Here is a 16236-nt window from a genome sequence, read left to right as displayed (position 1 = left end):
TCGGCGCGGAAATTGAGGCCGCGATGCCGGCCTTCGCCCCAGCCGCGTCCCCGCAAACGACGACGGCGCCCTGCGGCGCCGTCGTCGTTGCATCATCCGCCCGGGGTCAGGGCGTCTGCGCGGGCGCCCATTCCTTCAGGAACGCGAAGAACTTCGCACGGTCGTAGCCCTTGCCCTTCTCCAGCTCGCCGGTGAACTGCGAATGCAGCAGCTCGCCATCGGCATCGAGCACGAACAGGTGCGGATAGCCGGTGATGGCCGGAAAACGCGACAGGAAGGCGGCGTTCTCGTTGTCTTCGCTGTAGTTGACCTTCATCCACACGTAATGGGCGTCGCGGAAGCGGCGCATCTCCGAGTCGCCCTCCATGAAGGCATCCAGCAGGTGGCACCACGAGCACCACTCGCCGCCGACGTCGAGCATGATCCGCTTGCCGCCGCGCTGGGCCTCGACCTTGGCCGTCTCCAGGTCGGCCACCGGGTCGCGCGCCGGGTCGAACTGCGCGTTGAGCGCCGCCACCGCGGCCACGTCGGCCGCGGCCGGGGTGTTGCCCGAGGCGACCGGCTGGCTGACGTCGGCCACCGGCATCTTCTGCTCGCTGGTATCCAGCGGCTGCGCCTTTTCCGGCGCCGGCGGCGGTGGCGGCGAACAGCCGGCCAGCGTCGCGCCCAGCAGCAGGGCCAGCGCCCCGGAACGCAATTTCATCGCCACGTCCTCACTTCACGCCATGCATCAGCTTCTGCACCAGCGGGGCGATCAGGAACAGCAGCACGCCCGCGCCCAGCAGCGACCAGAAGCCGAAGGTATAGCCCTTCAGCGCGGATTCCACCGTCATGCCGCTTTCACCGCTGACCACCGCGGCGAAGATGCCCGACAGGTTGTTGCCGATGGCGGTGGACAGGAACCAGCCACCCATCGCCAGGCCGATGACCTTCACCGGCGCCAGCTTGGTGGTCATCGACAGGCCGATCGGCGACAGGCACAGCTCGCCGACGGTCTGGATCACGTAGACCATGAACAGGGTCCAGAACGGCACCTTCAGCGTCTCCGGGTCGACCAGCGAGGACAGCGCGTACATCAGCAGCGCGAACGCCAGGCCGTTGAAGATCAGGCCGAGGCCGAACTTGCGCGGGATCGACGGATTGTTCTTGCCCAGCGCCACCCACAGCCACACGAACACCGGGCCGAGGGTGAGGATGGCGATGGAGTTCACCGACTGGAACCAGCCCACCGGGAACGTCCAGCCGCCGAAGTCGCGCTCGACGATGTTCTGCGCCAGGAAGTTGAACGAGCTGCCGGCCTGCTCGAAGAACATGAAGAACAGCACGTTGAACACGAAGATCACCAGCATGGCGAGGGCGCGGTCGCGCGCCACCTTGCCCTCGCGGATGCCCTCGACCAGGATCGACACGCACAGCGCCACGAACAGCGCGCCGAGGATCCAGCCGAGGATGCCGGCGTCGATGGTCAGCAGCCCGTAGGCCACCGGCACCGCCACCAGCGTGCCGACCAGCACCGCCAGGGTGCGGCCGAGCCCGGCGCCGGCCGGGGCCGCGCCGACGCTGCCGAGCTGGCGGCGACCGATCCAGAACCACACCAGGCTGATCAGCATGCCGACGCCGGAGGCGATGAACACGTACTTGTAGGCCGGCATCGCCTCGCTGCCGAACACGTTGTCGGCAAGGATGCCGGTCAGGATCGGGGCGATGAAGGCACCGGCGTTGATGCCCATGTAGAAGATGGTGAAACCGGAGTCGCGGCGGCTGTCGTTGAGCCCGTACAGCTGCCCCACCATCGTGGAGATGTTGGGCTTGAACAGGCCGTTGCCGGCGATGACCGTGGCCAGGCCGATGCGGAACACCTGCTCGTTGGGGATGGCGATCAGGAACAGGCCCAGCGACATCACCGCCGCGCCGATCAGGATCGAGCGCTGGTAGCCGATCAGGCGGTCGGCGACGAAGCCGCCGAACAGCGCCGAGGCGTACACCAGCGCCAGGTAGGCGCCGTAGAGCCGGTTGGCCGGCGCCTCGCCGGCGCCTTCGCCGCCGAAGAACTGCGAGACGATGTACAGCGTCAGCGCCCAGCGGATGCCGTAGAACGCGAAGCGCTCCCAGAACTCGGTCATGAACAGCATCCACAGAGGACGCGGGTGGCCTAGCAGGTCTTTGAACGCCGGCACGGGCGCCGGTGTGGATGCGGAATTCGGCGCGGCAGCGCTCATGCGGGGTTCCCCCAGTAATGCCGGTACGGTTAAAAAGGCGGGACCCCGGCACGGGCCGGGGCGCGGGGAGGATCACCGACCGCCCGGCCCGGCGTCAAATTTCGTTCATCTGCAACCATTGCCGTGGACAGCCGCCGGCAACCGGGCCGGCGCAGGCCACACTACGCCACGCCGATGCTGGTGCGCACCTCGAACAGCTCGGGGAAGAAGGTCAGCTCCAGCGCCTGCTTCAGGAAACCCACGCCGCTGGAACCGCCGGTGCCGCGCTTGAAGCCGATGATCCGCATCACCGTGCGCATGTGGCGGAAGCGCCACAGCTGGAACTGGCTCTCCAGGTCCACGAAGTCCTCGCACAGCGAGTACTCGCGCCAGTAGCGGTCGGTGTCGCGGTAGATGTTCTCGAAGACCGGGCGCAGCGCCGGGTCGCTGACGTGCGGCAGGGTCCAGTCATGGCCTTCATAGGTGGCCGGGACGGCATGGCCGAAGCGCGCCAGGTAGCGCAGGAATTCCTCGTACAGGCTCGGTGCCTCCAGCGCCTGCCGCAGCTTCGCCTGCCCGTCCGGGTCGTGCCCGAACACCAGCAGCATGTCCGCGTTCTTGTTGCCCAGCAGGAACTCGATGCAGCGGTACTGCAGCGACTGGAAGCCCGAGGACGGGCCGAGCACGTCGCGGAAGCCCATGTATTCGGACGGGGTCAGGGTTTCCAGCACCGACCACTGCTCGGTCAGCTGGCGCAGCACCTGCTTGCCGCGCGCCAGCACCTTGCGGCACTGCCATACTTCGTCGCGCTGCAGGTGGCCCATCGCCGCGCGTAGTTCGTGGTCGAGCAGCTTCAGCCACAGCTCCGAGGTCTGGTGCTGGATGATGAACAGCATCTCGTCGTGGTGCGCCGGGTTCGACAATGGCTGCTGCGCCGACAGCAAGCGGTCCAGGCACAGGTAGCCGCCATAGGTGAGCCGGCCCTGCAGGTCGGTGTGGATGCCGGCTTCGAGCTCACGCTGGTTCTGTTCTACGGTCATGGCCTTGCCATCTGCGCGGGGCGCAAAGGGTAACGCAGGCGGCGGGCGCGCAAACGGAAAGCGAACACTTGCAGGCGCAACCGGCGCGACAATGCCGCGCCTGCCCGCGACGAAGCTGAATGCGATGATTCGACCCACCTCGCGCGGCAGGCGGGCGCCGCCGCGCGCAATTCCGTGCTGCGGCGCAGGACGGCTTTTCCGGGCCGAGTCCTTACCATGTGCAATTCCTATCAATTGAAACCATCTGTTCGAAGGTGTTGCTGCAATGACGGTTTCCGCCCAGTTCCAAATCGAATACCTGCAGTACCTGGATGCCGACGGCAACCTGGTACGCGACGACCTGCCGGCCTCGCTGCGTGACCCACGCGCACTGTTGCCGCTGTTCCGGCAGATGCTGGCCACCCGGGTGTTCGACACCAAGGCCGTGGCCCTGCAACGCACCGGCAAGCTCGGCACCTTCGCCTCTTGCCTGGGCCACGAAGCGGCCCACGTCGGCATCGGCGCGGCAATGAAGCCCGGTGACGTGCTCGCCCCCAGCTACCGCGAGTACGGCGCCATGTTCATGCGCGGCGTGCGCCCGCGCGACGTGCTGATGTACTGGGGCGGCGACGAGCGCGGCAGCGACTACGACCGCGGCAGCGACGCCGCGCGCGACTTCCCGATCTGCGTGCCGATCTCCACCCAGTGCCTGCATGCGGCCGGCACCGCGCTGTCGTTCAAGCTGCAGGGCAAGCCGCAGGTGGCGGTGGCCGTGTGCGGCGACGGCGGCAGCTCCAAGACCGACTTCTACGCCGCGGTGAACTCGGCCGGCGCCTACACCCTGCCGCTGATCCTGTGCGTGGTGAACAACGGCTGGGCGATCTCGGTGCCGCGCTCGGCGCAGACCGGCGCCGAAACCCTGGCCCAGAAGGGCCTGGCCGGCGGCCTGTTCTGCCTGCAAGTCGATGGCAACGACCTGCTGGCGGTGCTGGCGGCGATGCAGCAGGCGCGCGAACGCGCGCTGGCCGGACAGGGCGGCACCGTGCTGGAACTGCTCACCTACCGCCTGTCCGACCACACCACCGCCGACGACGCGCGCCGCTACCGCGACGACGCCGAGGTCAAGGCGGCGTGGCAGAACGAACCGCTGATCCGCCTGCGCAAGTACCTGACCGCGCAGGGCGTGTGGAGCGAGGAGGAAGAGAAGAACTGGATCTCCGAATGCGGCGCGCGCGTGGACGAGGAGGTCAACGCCTACCTCAACTGCCCGGTGCAGCCGGTCGAGGCGATGTTCGACTACCTGTACGCCGACCCGCCGCCGGACCTACTGGCCCAGCGCACCGCCGCCATCGCCCTGGAGCAGCGCCATGGATGACCTCAAGCACAGCACCACCGGCTTGCACGCCACCCACGACCTCGTCAGCGACCACGGCGCGGCAGGCGCCAGCGGAGAGAACACCATGACCGCCACCCCCATCACCCTGATCGAAGCCGTGACCCAGGCGCTTGCGTGGGAAATGGAACACGACCCGTCGGTGCTGGTGCTGGGCGAGGACGTCGGCGTGAACGGCGGCGTGTTCCGCGCCACCGCCGGCCTGCAGCAGCAGTTCGGCCCGCAGCGCGTGCTCGACACCCCGCTGGACGAAACCACCATTGCCGGCCTCACCGTCGGCCTGGCCGTGCAGGGCATGAAGCCGGTGGCCGAGGCGCAGTTCGACGGCTTCGTCTACCCGATGGTCGACCACGTGATCTGCCACGCCGCGCGCATCCGCAACCGCACCCGCGGCCGCCTGCACTGCCCGATGGTGCTGCGCGTGCCGTGGGGCGGCGGCATCCGCGCGCCGGAGCACCACAGCGAGGCCAACGAGGCCATCTTCACCAACGTGCCGGGCCTGCGCGTGGTGCTGCCGTCCAGCCCGCAGCGCGCCTACGGCCTGCTGCTGGCCGCGATCCGCGAGCCGGACCCGGTGATCTACATGGAGCCCAAGCGCATCTACCGCCAGTACAAGGAAGTGGTCGCCAACGACGGCGAGGCGCTGCCGCTGGACGTGTGCTTCGTGCTGCGCGACGGCACCGACGTGACCCTCGTCGCCTGGGGCGCGCAGGTCAAGGAAGCGCTGGAAGCGGCCGACAAGCTGGCCGGCGAAGGCATCAGCGCCGAGGTGATCGACGTGGCCACGCTGCGCCCGCTGGACTTCGCCACCATCGCCGAGTCGGTGGCCAAGACCGGCCGCTGCGTGATCGTGCAGGAAGCGCCGAAGACCGCCGGTTTCGGTGCCGAGATCGCCGCGCGGCTGGCCGAGGAGTCGATGTACGACCTGCTGGCCCCGGTCGAGCGCGTCACCGGCTACGACACCCACATCCCGCTGTTCCGGCTGGAAATGAAGTACCTGCCGAGCGTGGAGCGCATCGTCACCGCCGCCAGGCGCGCGGTCGCGGCGGGTTGAGCATGCGCGCGCGCCTGCTCAGCGCCTACCGCAGCCAGTACCCCGATCCGCTCCGCTTCCACGCGGGGCAGGTCGTCGAACTGGGCGTGCGCGACGAGGAATGGCCGGACTTCGCCTGGGTGCGCACCGCCGACAACCGCGCCGGCTGGGCGCCGGTGGCGTGGCTGCGCGTGCTCGACGACGGCCACGCCGAGGCCCTGCGCGACTACACCGCGCAGGAGCTGGACGTGGACAATGGCGAGCTGGTGGAACTGCATCACGAACACGGCGGCTGGTGGTGGTCCGAACGCGCCAATGGCGCGCAGGGCTGGCTGCCGGCACGCGACCTTGAACTACTGGAAGAAACCCCCTGATGAGCCAGACCAAGAACTTCAACCTGCCCGACCTGGGCGAAGGCCTGCCGGACGCCACCATCGTCGAGTGGTTCGTCAAGGAAGGCGACGTCATCAAGCTGGACGAACCGCTGGTGTCGATGGAAACCGCCAAGGCGGTGGTGGAAGTGCCCTCGCCGGTGTCCGGCAAGGTGCTGAAGCTGGCCGGCGCGGCCGGCGACATCGTGGTGACCGGGCACATGCTGGCGCAGTTCGAGATCGACCCGAACCTGCCGCAGCGCGCCGAAGGCCAGGACACCGGCCACCACCACGGTGCGCCCGCCCCGGCTGCACCGGCACCCGCGGCGGCACCCGCCCCGGCAGCGGCCGCCGCCGAGCGCGCCGACGAAGGCACCGTGGTCGGCGCGATGGTCAGCTCCAACGCCGTGCACACCGAGCAGGCCGTGGCCGTCGGCGGCGTCAAGGCGATGCCGGCGGTGCGCGCGGTGGCGCGCAAGCTCGGCGTCGACCTGGCCCGCGTGCGCGCCACCGGCGCCGATGGCGCGGTGACGATGGACGACGTGAAGCAGGCGGCGGCGAATCCGGCTGCCCTGCTCCCCTCTCCCGCCGGGAAAGGGGCTGGGGGAGAGGGTGCGACGCGCGCGGTGGCTTCCCCATCCTCCGTACCCTCACCCCAACCCCTCTCCCAAAGGGAGAGGGGCTCAAGCGAGCGCACCCCGCTTTCCGCCGCCGGCAAGCCGATGCGCACCGCGCCTCCGGGCGTGGTCGCCAAGGGCCAGCCGGAGCCGCTCAAGGGCGTGCGCCGCAACATGGCGCGGGTGATGGCCGACGCGCACAGCAAGGTGGTGCCGACCACGCTCAGCGACGATGCCGACATCCACGCCTGGGCGCCGGGCAACGACATGACCTCGCGGCTGGTGCGCGGCATCGTCCGAGCCTGCCAGGCAGTGCCGGCGATGAACGCATGGTTCGACGGCGACAACCTCACCCGTACCCTGCACGCACAGGTCGACATCGGCATCGCCGTGGACACCGACGACGGCCTGTTCGTGCCGGCGCTGCGCAACGCCGACATGCTCGACGCACGCGGCGTGCGCGAGGGCATCAACCGCCTGCGCCAGCAGGTCGAGGATCGCTCCATCGCCCCGTCGGAGCTGACCGGCTACACCATCAGCCTGTCCAACTTCGGCATGTTCGCCGGCCGCTACGCCACCCCGGTGGTGGTGCCGCCGTGCGTGGCGATCGTCGCCGCCGGCCGCGCCCGCTTCCAGCTGACCCCGGTGATGGGCGGGGTGGAAACGCACAAGGTGATCCCGCTGTCGGTCACCTTCGACCACCGCGCCTGCACCGGCGGCGAGGCGGCACGCTTCCTGCGCGCATTGATCGACGACCTCGCGTTGGTCAATTAAACGAAAGCCATGCGGGGCAAGCCCCGCATCTACCTCGTAGGTGCCGGGCTTGCCCGGCACGGGGCTTCACCGGTAAAGCCGCATGCGGGGCAAGCCCCGCATCTACGACACCGGGTTTTTGCGATGAACCCGATGGATGCGGTGGGTTCGGTAGGTGCCGACCGTTGGTCGGCACTATCCATCGGCTTGCGATAAAGCCCCACGGCGCTACGCGCCGCCGCCACGACCAACGGTCGGGCGCTACCGTCCTCGCTGGCCCCAGCCCCACCATTGCTAAACTCGGCGCATGTTCACCACTTCCACGCTCACCGGCAGCAAGCCGGAACAGTACGCCCAGCTGCTGGCCCAGGCCCGCGCGCTGGTCCACGGCGAAAGCGACCGCATCGCCAATGCCGCCAACCTGTCGGCGCTGGTCTACCACGCGCTGCCGCAGCTGAACTGGGTCGGCTTCTATTTCTTCAATGGCACCGAGCTGGTGGTCGGCCCGTTCCAGGGCCTGCCGGCCTGCGTGCGCATCCCGCTGCACAAGGGCGTGTGCGGCGCGGCGGCCAGCAGTGGCCAGACCCAGCGCGTGGAGGACGTCAATGCCTTCCCCGGCCATATCGCCTGCGACTCGGCCTCGCGCTCGGAGCTGGTGGTGCCGCTGTTCCACGACGGCAGGCTGGTCGGCGTGTTCGACATCGACAGCCCGGTCCCCGCGCGCTTCGACGCCGACGACCAGGCCGGGCTGGAGGCCATCGCCGGGGCGTTCGTCGGAGCCTTGAAGTGAGCACGCTGAAGCTGCGCAACATCGGCCCCAAGAGCGCGGCATGGCTGCGCCAGGTAGGCCTGCGCAGCGCCGAGGACCTGGCCGCGGCCGGTGCGGTCGGCGCCTTCGTCAAGGTACGCCGCGCCGGCTTCAAGCCCAGCCTCAACCTGCTCTATTCGCTGGAAGGGGCATTGCTCGGCTGCCATTGGCAGGAAGTGCCCGAGCCGCGCCGCCAGCAGCTGGTCGCCGAATACGAAGCCGCGGCCGGCGCACTGTCGGCCGTGCCCAGCGCGCAGCGGCCCGGCCCGGTGCGGGAGCACCACGTGCAGGCCGAAGCCGAAGTGGAAGAAACCAGCGAACTTGGTTTCGACAAGAACCCGTAGATGCGGGGCTCGCCCCGCATGAAGCTTCACCGGGAAAGCGCCATGCGGGGCAAGCCCCGCATCTACGGCGCCAGTACCAAGGCCAGCAGCAGCAGGCTTTCGGTGACCTCGACGCTGGCGCCGAGGCAATCGCCGGAAATGCCGCCCAGCCGGCGCCGCCAGTAGAAGGCGACCAGCGGCACCAGCAGCAGGGCCAGCAGCAACGGCCAGGCCACGAACGCGGTGATTGCCGCCAGCAGCAGCGCCCACAGCCACAGCGACCGCAGGCTCAGCTGCCACGAAAAGCGCTCGGCCATGCCGGCGCCATGCAGCGACGGCAGCAGCCGGCTCCACCACAGCGTGCCCCAGCGCGCCCACGCCGGCACCAGCACGATGCCGTACCACAAAGGGCTCGTCGCCAGTTCGCCCAGCAGCACCAGCTTGAGCAGCAGCTGCATGACCAGCGTGACCACGCCGAACACGCCCATGTGCGGGTCCTTGAGCACCTCGAGGAAGCGCTGCGGGTCGCGGTGCGCGGCGCCGAAGGCGTCGGCCACGTCGCCCAGCCCGTCCAGGTGCAGCGCACCGGTCACCCACACCCACAGCAGCAGGGCCAGCGCGCCGGCCAGCCACGGCCGCCCGTCCAGCAGGTACAGCGGCAACATCAGCAGCGCGCCGATGATCGCGCCGACCAGCGGGTAGTACACCGCCGAACGGCTCAGGTCGTCGTTGCGGAAATCCTTCACCTGCGGCGTCGGCAGCCGGGTCAGGAACTGGATGGCCAGGATCAGGCGGCGCACGCTCATGGCTGGCACAGCTCCAGCAGTTCACCCCACAGCCGGCCATCGTCGTCGCGCTCCACGCGCAGGCGCAGGCGCGTGCCGTAGTCGATGCGCAGCGCCCACAGCGCCGCCAGCGGCATGCCGCACACGCACGACACCGCCAGCCGCAGCACGCCGGCGTGGCTGACCACCAGCACCGGGTCGCCGCCTTCGTCCTCGTCTTCGCCCTCGTCTAGCAGCCGTTGCAGCTGCGCTTCGATGCGCGCCTGGAATTGCTGCCAGCTCTCGCCGTTGGGCGGCACCTGCACATGCGGCGGGTCGTACAGCCCGGCCAGCTGCGCGGCGGGGATCTCGTCGTAGCGGCGGCCGTCCCAGTCGCCGAAGTCCAGCTCGGCCCAGTCCGGGTGGATCTCGCAGAACAGCTCGCGGCCGGCCAGCAGCGCGGTGGCGGTATCCAGCGCACGCCGGCGCGGCGAGGCGATCACCCGGCTCCAGCGGCCACCGCCGTGGCGTTGCAGCAGCGCATCCACCGCGCCGTCGAGCAGTGGCGGGTCGGTGCGGCCGTCGAGGTGGCCGTGGCGGCCGGTGGAAGCATGGCGCATCAGGTCGAGGATCACGGCGCGGCGCTCCGCTGCGCCACCGCCGCCTCGGCGAAGGTGGCCATGTCGTTGTGCAGCGCGCAGGCCAGCCGCAGCAGCGGCAACGCCAGTGCGGCGCCGGAGCCCTCGCCCAGGCGCAGGTCCAGTTGCAGCAGCGGCTCTGCCTGCAGGCAATCGAGCACGCGGGCGTGGCCGCATTCGGCCGAGCGATGCGAGAACAGCAGCCACGGCCGCAACGACGGGTTGATCCGCACCGCCGCCAGCGCCGCGGCCGAAACGATGAAGCCGTCCACCAACACCGGCACGCCACGCTGCGCGGCGGCGATCATGGCCGCGGCGAGCGCGGCGATCTCCAGCCCGCCGACGCGGCGCAGGGCCTCGCGACCGGGGATGGCGGCGGCGTCGACGGCAGCCCCATGCAGGGCCAGCGCCTGCGCGACGAGCTGCTGCTTGCGAGCGACGCGCGGCGCATCCAGCCCGGTCCCCGCGCCGACCATACCTTCCAGCGGCAATGGCCCGAGCACGGCGGCCAGCGCACTGGCGGCAGTGGTGTTGCCGATGCCCATCTCGCCGAGCAGCAGCAGGTCGGCGCCATCGGCGCAGGCCGCTGCCACCGCACGCTGCGCGGCCGCGAACGCGGCATCGAGGTCGGCCGGCGCCATCGCCGGGCCCACGCTGAAATCGTCGGTGCCGCGGCGCGGTTTGTCGCAGACCACGCCCGGCACCGGCGCATCGGCCAGGCTGCCGACGTCCCATACATGCAGCGGCAGCCCGAGCTCGCGCGCCAGCACCGCGATGGCGGCGCCGCCGGCGGCGAAGTTGCGCAGCATCTGCACCGTCACCTCGGCCGGATAGGCCGACACGCCCCGCGCGGCGATGCCGTGGTCGCCGGCGAATACCAGCACCGGCACCCGCGCGGCGCGCGGCCGCTCGCGGCCCTGCAGCGCGGCCAGTTCGATGGCGAGGGTTTCCAGCCGCCCCAGCGCGCCTTCCGGCTTGGTCAGCTGCCGCTGGCGGGAGATGGCCTGCTGCCGGTGCGCCGACGAGGGCGCGGGGCAGGCGCGGGTGAACCAGTCTTGCGTCACGGCTGTTCCGTTGCTGCGTTGCGGTCGCGCATTTTACGGTGGTGCGGGCGGGACGCAGGGCCCGCGCCTGCCTTCGCGGCGCCGATGGCATAGAATGCGCGCACTTTCGGGTGACCGGCTGGGACTTCCTCCCGCCGGTTGAAACGGGAAGCCGGTGCCGCGCATTGCTGGAGTTCCAGCCATCCGCCAGTCCGGCGCTGCCCCCGCAACGGTGAGCAGGACAGCCCAGACACACCGCCACTGTGCATCCATCGCATGGGAAGGCGTCTGGGCGGAAGCGGCCACGGCCGCTTCGCCTGCAAGCCCGGAGACCGGCCCGGAAGCCGACTGGTTGCGATGCGGAGGGCATGGCGGCGGCAGTGGCGCCGTGCGCGCACTCCGTCGTGGCGTCCTCTCCTGGCAACCCCCACCGTCTGTCCGCGCGGGAGCGCGCGGGTTGCAGGAGTTTCCCGATGAAGTTGTCCCACCACGCCCTTTCCCTCGCCCTGGCGCTCGCGCTGCCGGGCATCGCCGCCGCCGAACAGGCGCCCACCGAGTTCGACGACGTCTTCGTCACCGCCACCCGCACGCCGCTGTCCGTCGAGAGCAGCGTGGTGCCGGTGCAGGTGATCGATCGCGAGCAGATCGAGCGCAGCCAGGCGATCTCGCTGCTGGACCTGCTGCGCGGCCGCGCCGGCCTGGACTTCGCCAACCAGGGCGGCACCGGCAAGATCACCTCGCTGTTCCTGCGCGGCACCAACTCCAACCAGGTGCTGGTGCTGGTGGACGGCGTACGCGTGGGTTCGGCCACCTCCGGCATGGCGGCGCTGCAGGACCTGCCGGTCGACCAGATCGAACGCATTGAAATCGTGCGCGGCCCGCGTTCGAGCCTGTACGGCTCGGAAGCCATCGGCGGCGTGGTCCAAGTCTTCACCCGCAACGCCGGCAAGGGGCTGCAGCAGAACCTGTCGCTGACCGCCGGCAGCAACCGGCTGCGCCAGGCCAGCGCCGGCTTCAGCAACCGCGGCGAGCGCGGCTGGATCTCGGCCCAGGGCGGCTACCAGAAGACCGACGGCATCAATGCCTGCAACGGTTCGTCGCTGCTGTTCCAGGGCTGCTACGTCGAAGAGCCCGACCGCGACGGCTACCGCAACACCTCGATCAACGTGCGCGCCGGCTATGCGCTGACCGACGCACTGAGCCTGGAAGGCCACGTGCTCGACGCCAGCAGCTTCAACGAATACGACGGCAGCGTCTTCGGCGGCAACGAGGCCGAGAACCGCCAACAGGTCTACGGCGGCAAGCTGGCGTGGAAGGCCTCGGACACCTTCGGCCTGACCGCGCAGGTCGGCCGCAACCGCGACGAAGCCGACAACTACTTCGCCGACGCCGGCGGCCGCACCTTCGCCAGCGCCTTCGACACCCGGCGCGACACCGCCAGCGTGCAGGGCGATTTCCTGTTCGCCGCGGGCCAGCAGTTGAGCGCCGGCGTCGACTGGCAGAACGACCAGGTCACCAGCTCCACCGCCTATGACGTCGCCGACCGCGACAACACCGGCGTGTTCGTCGAATACCAGGGCCGGTTCGGCGCGCATTCGCTGCAGGCCAGCGTGCGCAACGACGACAACGAGCAGTTCGGCAACCACACCACCGGCAGCCTCGGCTACGGCTTCGCCTTCGGCAACGGCCTGCGCCTGACCGCCAGCGCCGGCACCGGCTTCAAGGCGCCGACCTTCAACGACCTGTACTACCCGGGCTTCAGCAACCCGGACCTGAAGCCGGAAGAGTCCAGGAGCCTGAACCTCGGCATCGCGCAGTACGCCGACGACTGGAACTGGACCTTCGACGCCTACGAGACCCGCGTGGACCAGCTGATCGGCTACGACAGCAGCTTCAACATCGTCAACGTCGCCGAGGCCCGCATCCGCGGCGCCGAACTGACCGGCTACCTGTCGCTGGCCGGTTTCGACATCAATGCCCAGGCCAGCTTCACCGACCCGCGCGACCGCACCGCCGGCGCCGCCACCTACGACAAGCTGCTGGCCCGCCGCGCGCGCAGCAGCGGCCGCATCGACGTGGACCGCGGCTTCGGCCCGCTGCGCCTGGGCATCACCGCCGCCGGCTACGGCCACCGTTTCGACAACGCCGCCAACACGGTGCGCCTGGCCGGCTACGGCACCGTCGACCTGCGCGTGGAATACGCCATCAACGACGCCTGGAGCCTGCAGGCGCGCGCGGCCAATGTGTTCGACCGCGCGTACGAAACCATCGCCTGGTACAACCAGCCGGGCCGCGAGTACCAGCTGACCCTGCGTTACCGCTCGGCCAACTGAACCGGCTACCCCGCGGGCGCCCGGCCGCCCGCGGGGCCACCCATGTCCGCCCCGGCGAACGGCACCACCATCGGCGTGCCGGTCACCGGGTCGGGCGCCACCAGCGCGCGCAGGCCGAACACCGCCGCGACCAGTTCCGGGGTGATCACCTGTCGCGGCTCCCCGGCGGCGAGGATCGCCCCCGCCTTCATCGCGATGACGTGGTCGGCGTAGCGCGCGGCCTGGTTGAGGTCGTGCAGCACCATGACCACGGTGCGTCCATGCTCGCGGTTGAGCCGGCGGCACAGTTCCAGCAGCTCGTACTGGTGGGCGATGTCGAGGAAGGTGGTGGGTTCGTCCAGCAACAGCAGCGGGGTGTCCTGGGCGATCACCATCGCCAGCCATGCGCGTTGCCGCTGGCCGCCGGAAAGCGACTCCACGGTTTGCTCGGCCAGGTCCTCCACGCCGGTCTGGCGCATGGCCTGGCGCACCATGCGCTCGTCCTGCGGCGACCACTGCCGCAGCAGCGTCTGGTGCGGGAAACGGCCGCGCGCGACCAGGTCGGCCACGCAGATGCCCGGGGGCGCCAGCGGTGACTGCGGCAGCAGGCCGAGGCGACGCGCCACTTCGCGCGGGGAATAGCCGCGGATATCGCGCCCTTCCAGCAGCACCCGCCCCGCCTGCGGCGCCAGCAGCCGCGCCAGCGCGCGCAGCAGGGTCGATTTGCCACAGGCATTGGGGCCGACGATCACCGTCACCTTACCGGCCGGGATGTGTACGTCCAGCGCCTCCGTCACCTGGCGCGCGCCGTAGCGCAGGGTCAGCTGCTCGCCGTACAGCGGGGAATCGTTCATTGCCGGTCCGTCCTCGTTCGTCCCATCGCCGCCTCAGCCACGCCGCCCGCGGCCCAGCAGCCATATCAGGTAGGCACCGCCGACGATGCCGGTCATGCGCCCGATGGGCAGGTTCAGCCGCCACGGCAGGGCCTGCGCGCCCAGGTCGGCCAACAGCAGCAGGCAGGCGGCCATCGCTGCCGCGGCAAGCAGCGGCAAGCGGCCTCCCCCGCACAGCCGCGCCGCCAACTGCGGCGCGGCAAGCGCGACGAAGGCGATGGGCCCGGCCGCGGCGGTGGCCAACGCGGCCAGCAGCACGCCGCAGGCGACGGCCGCCAGCCGCGTGCGCTCGACGCCGATGCCCAGCTGCATCGCCAGGTCGTCCCCCATTTCCAGCAGTTGCAGGCGCCGGCCCAGCAGCAGCACGCAGGGCAGTACCAGCACCACGCCGGCCATCAACGGCAGCGCATGGCCCCAGGTGCGCGCATCGAGCGAACCGGCGCGCCACAGGTTGGCCATGACCGCGTTGTCCAGGTTGCCCTTGACCAGCATCAGCCCGTTGAGCGCATCCAGGATCGCGCCCACCCCGACCCCCACCAGCACCAGCCGGTAACCGCCGCTGGCGCCGTCCTTCAGCGACAACAGGTACACCAGCGCCGCGGTCAGCAGGCCACCGCCGACCGCCGCCAGCGGCACCGGCACGCCACCGTGGCCGAACAGCACGATCTGCGCGATCGCGCCGGTGGCCGCGCCCAGGGTGAAGCCGATGATGTCCGGCGAGCCCAGCACGTTGCGCGACACCGACTGGAACACCGCCCCGGACACGCCCAGCGCGGCCCCGGCGAACAACGCCACCAGCGCGCGCGGCAGGCGGATGTCGAGCACGATCCGCTCGGCCACCCCATCCTCCTGCCCGAGCAGGGCCAGCGCCACCTGCTGCACGCCCAGCGCACTGCGACCGGCCAGCAGCTCGGCCGCCGCCAGCAGCAGCGCCAGCGCCGCCAGCGACGCGGCGACCACCCAGCCGCGCGGGTACAACCGCAGCGAATGGTCACCGAGGCGGAGGGTCCGCCAGCTGCCGATGCGCGCAGGCTGGCCGTTCACAGCCGCCCGATCCTGCGCCGCCGCACCAGCGCCACGAAGAACGGCCCGCACAGCAGCGCCACCATCACCCCCACGCCGATCTCGTCCGGCCGCGCCACCCAGCGGCCGAGGATGTCGGCCACCAGCACCATCAGCGCGGCCAGCAGCATCGAGTACGGCAACAGCCAGCGGTGCCCGGGGCCGGCCAGCGCCCGCGCCAGATGCGGCGCGGTCAGCCCGACGAAGCTCAACGGCCCGGCCGCGGCGGTGGCGGCGCCGGCCAGGACCACCACCGACAGCATCGCCAGCGCCCACGTCCGCCCCGGGTTGGCGCCCAGCGCCTGCCCCAGTTCGTCGCCCAGCATCACCGCGTCCAGCGGCCGCGCCAGCGCCCACGCCAGCCCGGCCCCGGCCAGCGTGGCCAGCGCCGCCGGCCACAGTACGCCCCAGCCGCGGCCCTGCAGCGAACCCACCGCCCAATGCCGGAACTGGTCGAACACCACGTCCTCGCTGTTGAGCAGGACCACCTGGGTCAGCGCCTGCAGCACCACGGTCAGGGCCACGCCGGCCAGCACCAACCGCACCGGATCGATGCCGCGGCGCGCGCCGCCGAGCAGGTAGACCGCGACCGCGGCCAGCGCGGCGCCGGCCAGCGCGAACCACAGGTAGCCGGTGATGTCGACGATGCCGAAGAACGCCACCGCCGCCACGATCGCCGCCGCCGCACCGCCGGTCACTCCGAGCAGGCCGGGGTCGGCCAGCGGGTTGCGGGTCAGCGCCTGCATCACCGCGCCGGCGGCGCCCAGCGCGCAGCCGACCACGATGGCCAGCAACGAGCGCGGGACGCGCAGCAGCCGCACCAGCAGGTGGTCGTTGTTGCCGGGGTCGAAGGCGTGCAGCGCCGCCCAGGTATCGGCCAGCGCGATGTCGCGGGTGCCCACGCAACTGCCGAGCACCGCCAGCGCCAGCAACAGCGCCACCCCCGACAGCAGGCCGGCGCCGCGATGGCGCAGGCGCCGCACCGCTGGGTCAACCGCCACGGCGTACC

At 70.7% G+C, this 16236-nt stretch carries 16 protein-coding genes and 1 riboswitch; of the genes, 7 read left to right on the top strand and 9 right to left on the bottom strand.

Features of this window, described 5'->3' with window-relative positions:
* Nucleotides 1-106 precede the first annotated feature (106 nt).
* The 3 genes from MIC98_RS04435 to MIC98_RS04425 form a co-directional block, all read right to left on the bottom strand.
* Nucleotides 107-703: a thioredoxin family protein gene (locus MIC98_RS04435; protein ID WP_239735997.1), complete on the bottom strand. Its 597-nt coding sequence runs from the start codon at nt 701-703 to the stop codon at nt 107-109.
* A gap of 10 nt (nt 704-713) precedes the next feature.
* Nucleotides 714-2219, bottom strand: coding sequence for an oligopeptide:H+ symporter (locus tag MIC98_RS04430; RefSeq protein ID WP_239735995.1), 1506 nt, complete (start codon nt 2217-2219; stop codon nt 714-716).
* Between the two features lie 161 nt (nt 2220-2380).
* Nucleotides 2381-3238 (bottom strand): tryptophan 2,3-dioxygenase family protein, encoded by an 858-nt coding sequence (locus MIC98_RS04425; RefSeq protein ID WP_057641206.1) that lies wholly within the window; start codon nt 3236-3238, stop codon nt 2381-2383.
* A 265-nt stretch (nt 3239-3503) separates the two neighbouring features.
* Between MIC98_RS04425 and pdhA the strand changes: the two genes are divergently transcribed.
* From pdhA to MIC98_RS04395, 6 genes are all read left to right on the top strand, one after another.
* Nucleotides 3504-4592, top strand: a complete 1089-nt coding sequence (gene pdhA / locus MIC98_RS04420; RefSeq protein ID WP_239735986.1) for a pyruvate dehydrogenase (acetyl-transferring) E1 component subunit alpha — start codon at nt 3504-3506, stop codon at nt 4590-4592.
* On the top strand, nt 4585-5664 hold the full coding sequence (locus MIC98_RS04415) for an alpha-ketoacid dehydrogenase subunit beta (protein ID WP_239735984.1): 1080 nt from the start codon (nt 4585-4587) through the stop codon (nt 5662-5664). Before pdhA ends, MIC98_RS04415 begins: the two co-directional genes overlap by 8 nt.
* 2 nt (nt 5665-5666) lie before the next feature.
* On the top strand, nt 5667-6017 hold the full coding sequence (locus MIC98_RS04410; protein ID WP_057641209.1) for an SH3 domain-containing protein: 351 nt from the start codon (nt 5667-5669) through the stop codon (nt 6015-6017).
* On the top strand, nt 6017-7405 hold the full coding sequence (locus MIC98_RS04405) for a dihydrolipoamide acetyltransferase family protein (protein ID WP_239735982.1): 1389 nt from the start codon (nt 6017-6019) through the stop codon (nt 7403-7405). The genes MIC98_RS04410 and MIC98_RS04405 overlap by 1 nt, the downstream gene beginning before the upstream one ends.
* A 286-nt stretch (nt 7406-7691) precedes the next feature.
* Nucleotides 7692-8174 (top strand): GAF domain-containing protein, encoded by a 483-nt coding sequence (locus MIC98_RS04400; protein ID WP_239735980.1) that lies wholly within the window; start codon nt 7692-7694, stop codon nt 8172-8174.
* The gene (locus tag MIC98_RS04395) at nt 8171-8536 is read left to right on the top strand and encodes a TfoX/Sxy family protein (RefSeq protein WP_239735970.1); all 366 of its coding nucleotides are present in this window, start codon (nt 8171-8173) and stop codon (nt 8534-8536) included. Before MIC98_RS04400 ends, MIC98_RS04395 begins: the two co-directional genes overlap by 4 nt.
* Before the next feature lie 62 nt (nt 8537-8598).
* On the opposite strand, the gene cobS is transcribed toward MIC98_RS04395, so the two are convergent.
* The 3 genes from cobS to cobT are packed head-to-tail and all read right to left on the bottom strand — an operon-like array spanning nt 8599 to nt 10981.
* Nucleotides 8599-9321: an adenosylcobinamide-GDP ribazoletransferase gene (gene cobS / locus MIC98_RS04390; RefSeq protein ID WP_239735968.1), complete on the bottom strand. Its 723-nt coding sequence runs from the start codon at nt 9319-9321 to the stop codon at nt 8599-8601.
* Entirely contained in the window at nt 9318-9914 is a 597-nt protein-coding gene (locus MIC98_RS04385; RefSeq protein ID WP_239735965.1) for a histidine phosphatase family protein, read from the bottom strand. Before MIC98_RS04385 ends, cobS begins: the two co-directional genes overlap by 4 nt.
* The gene (gene cobT / locus MIC98_RS04380) at nt 9911-10981 is read right to left on the bottom strand and encodes a nicotinate-nucleotide--dimethylbenzimidazole phosphoribosyltransferase (protein WP_239735963.1); all 1071 of its coding nucleotides are present in this window, start codon (nt 10979-10981) and stop codon (nt 9911-9913) included. The genes MIC98_RS04385 and cobT overlap by 4 nt, the downstream gene beginning before the upstream one ends.
* 91 nt (nt 10982-11072) lie before the next feature.
* Nucleotides 11073-11316, top strand: a riboswitch (cobalamin riboswitch).
* A gap of 117 nt (nt 11317-11433) precedes the next feature.
* Between cobT and btuB the strand changes: the two genes are divergently transcribed.
* Nucleotides 11434-13293, top strand: a complete 1860-nt coding sequence (gene btuB / locus MIC98_RS04375) for a TonB-dependent vitamin B12 receptor (RefSeq protein WP_239735955.1) — start codon at nt 11434-11436, stop codon at nt 13291-13293.
* A gap of 5 nt (nt 13294-13298) precedes the next feature.
* Here btuB and MIC98_RS04370 read toward each other — a convergent pair whose 3' ends face one another.
* Genes MIC98_RS04370 through MIC98_RS04360 form a run of 3 tightly spaced genes read right to left on the bottom strand, consistent with a single transcriptional unit; the run spans nt 13299 to nt 16228 of the window.
* A complete protein-coding gene (locus MIC98_RS04370; RefSeq protein WP_239735953.1) occupies nt 13299-14126 on the bottom strand; it encodes an ABC transporter ATP-binding protein in 828 nt (275 codons plus the stop codon).
* Between the two features lie 33 nt (nt 14127-14159).
* Complete coding sequence (locus MIC98_RS04365; protein WP_239735951.1) at nt 14160-15209, bottom strand: iron chelate uptake ABC transporter family permease subunit; 1050 nt, start codon at nt 15207-15209, stop codon at nt 14160-14162.
* Nucleotides 15206-16228 carry an iron ABC transporter permease gene (locus MIC98_RS04360; RefSeq protein WP_239735949.1) on the bottom strand — a complete coding sequence of 341 codons (1023 nt, stop codon included), beginning with the start codon at nt 16226-16228 and terminating at the stop codon, nt 15206-15208. The genes MIC98_RS04365 and MIC98_RS04360 overlap by 4 nt, the downstream gene beginning before the upstream one ends.
* Nucleotides 16229-16236 lie beyond the last annotated feature (8 nt).

The sequence above is a fragment of the Stenotrophomonas sp. NLF4-10 genome (genome assembly GCF_022359915.1).
In the GTDB taxonomy this organism is placed as follows: Bacteria; Pseudomonadota; Gammaproteobacteria; order Xanthomonadales; family Xanthomonadaceae; genus Stenotrophomonas; species Stenotrophomonas daejeonensis.
The sequence above is the reverse complement of the archived record's forward strand: the minus strand, read 5'-3'. Positions and strand labels throughout refer to the sequence as shown.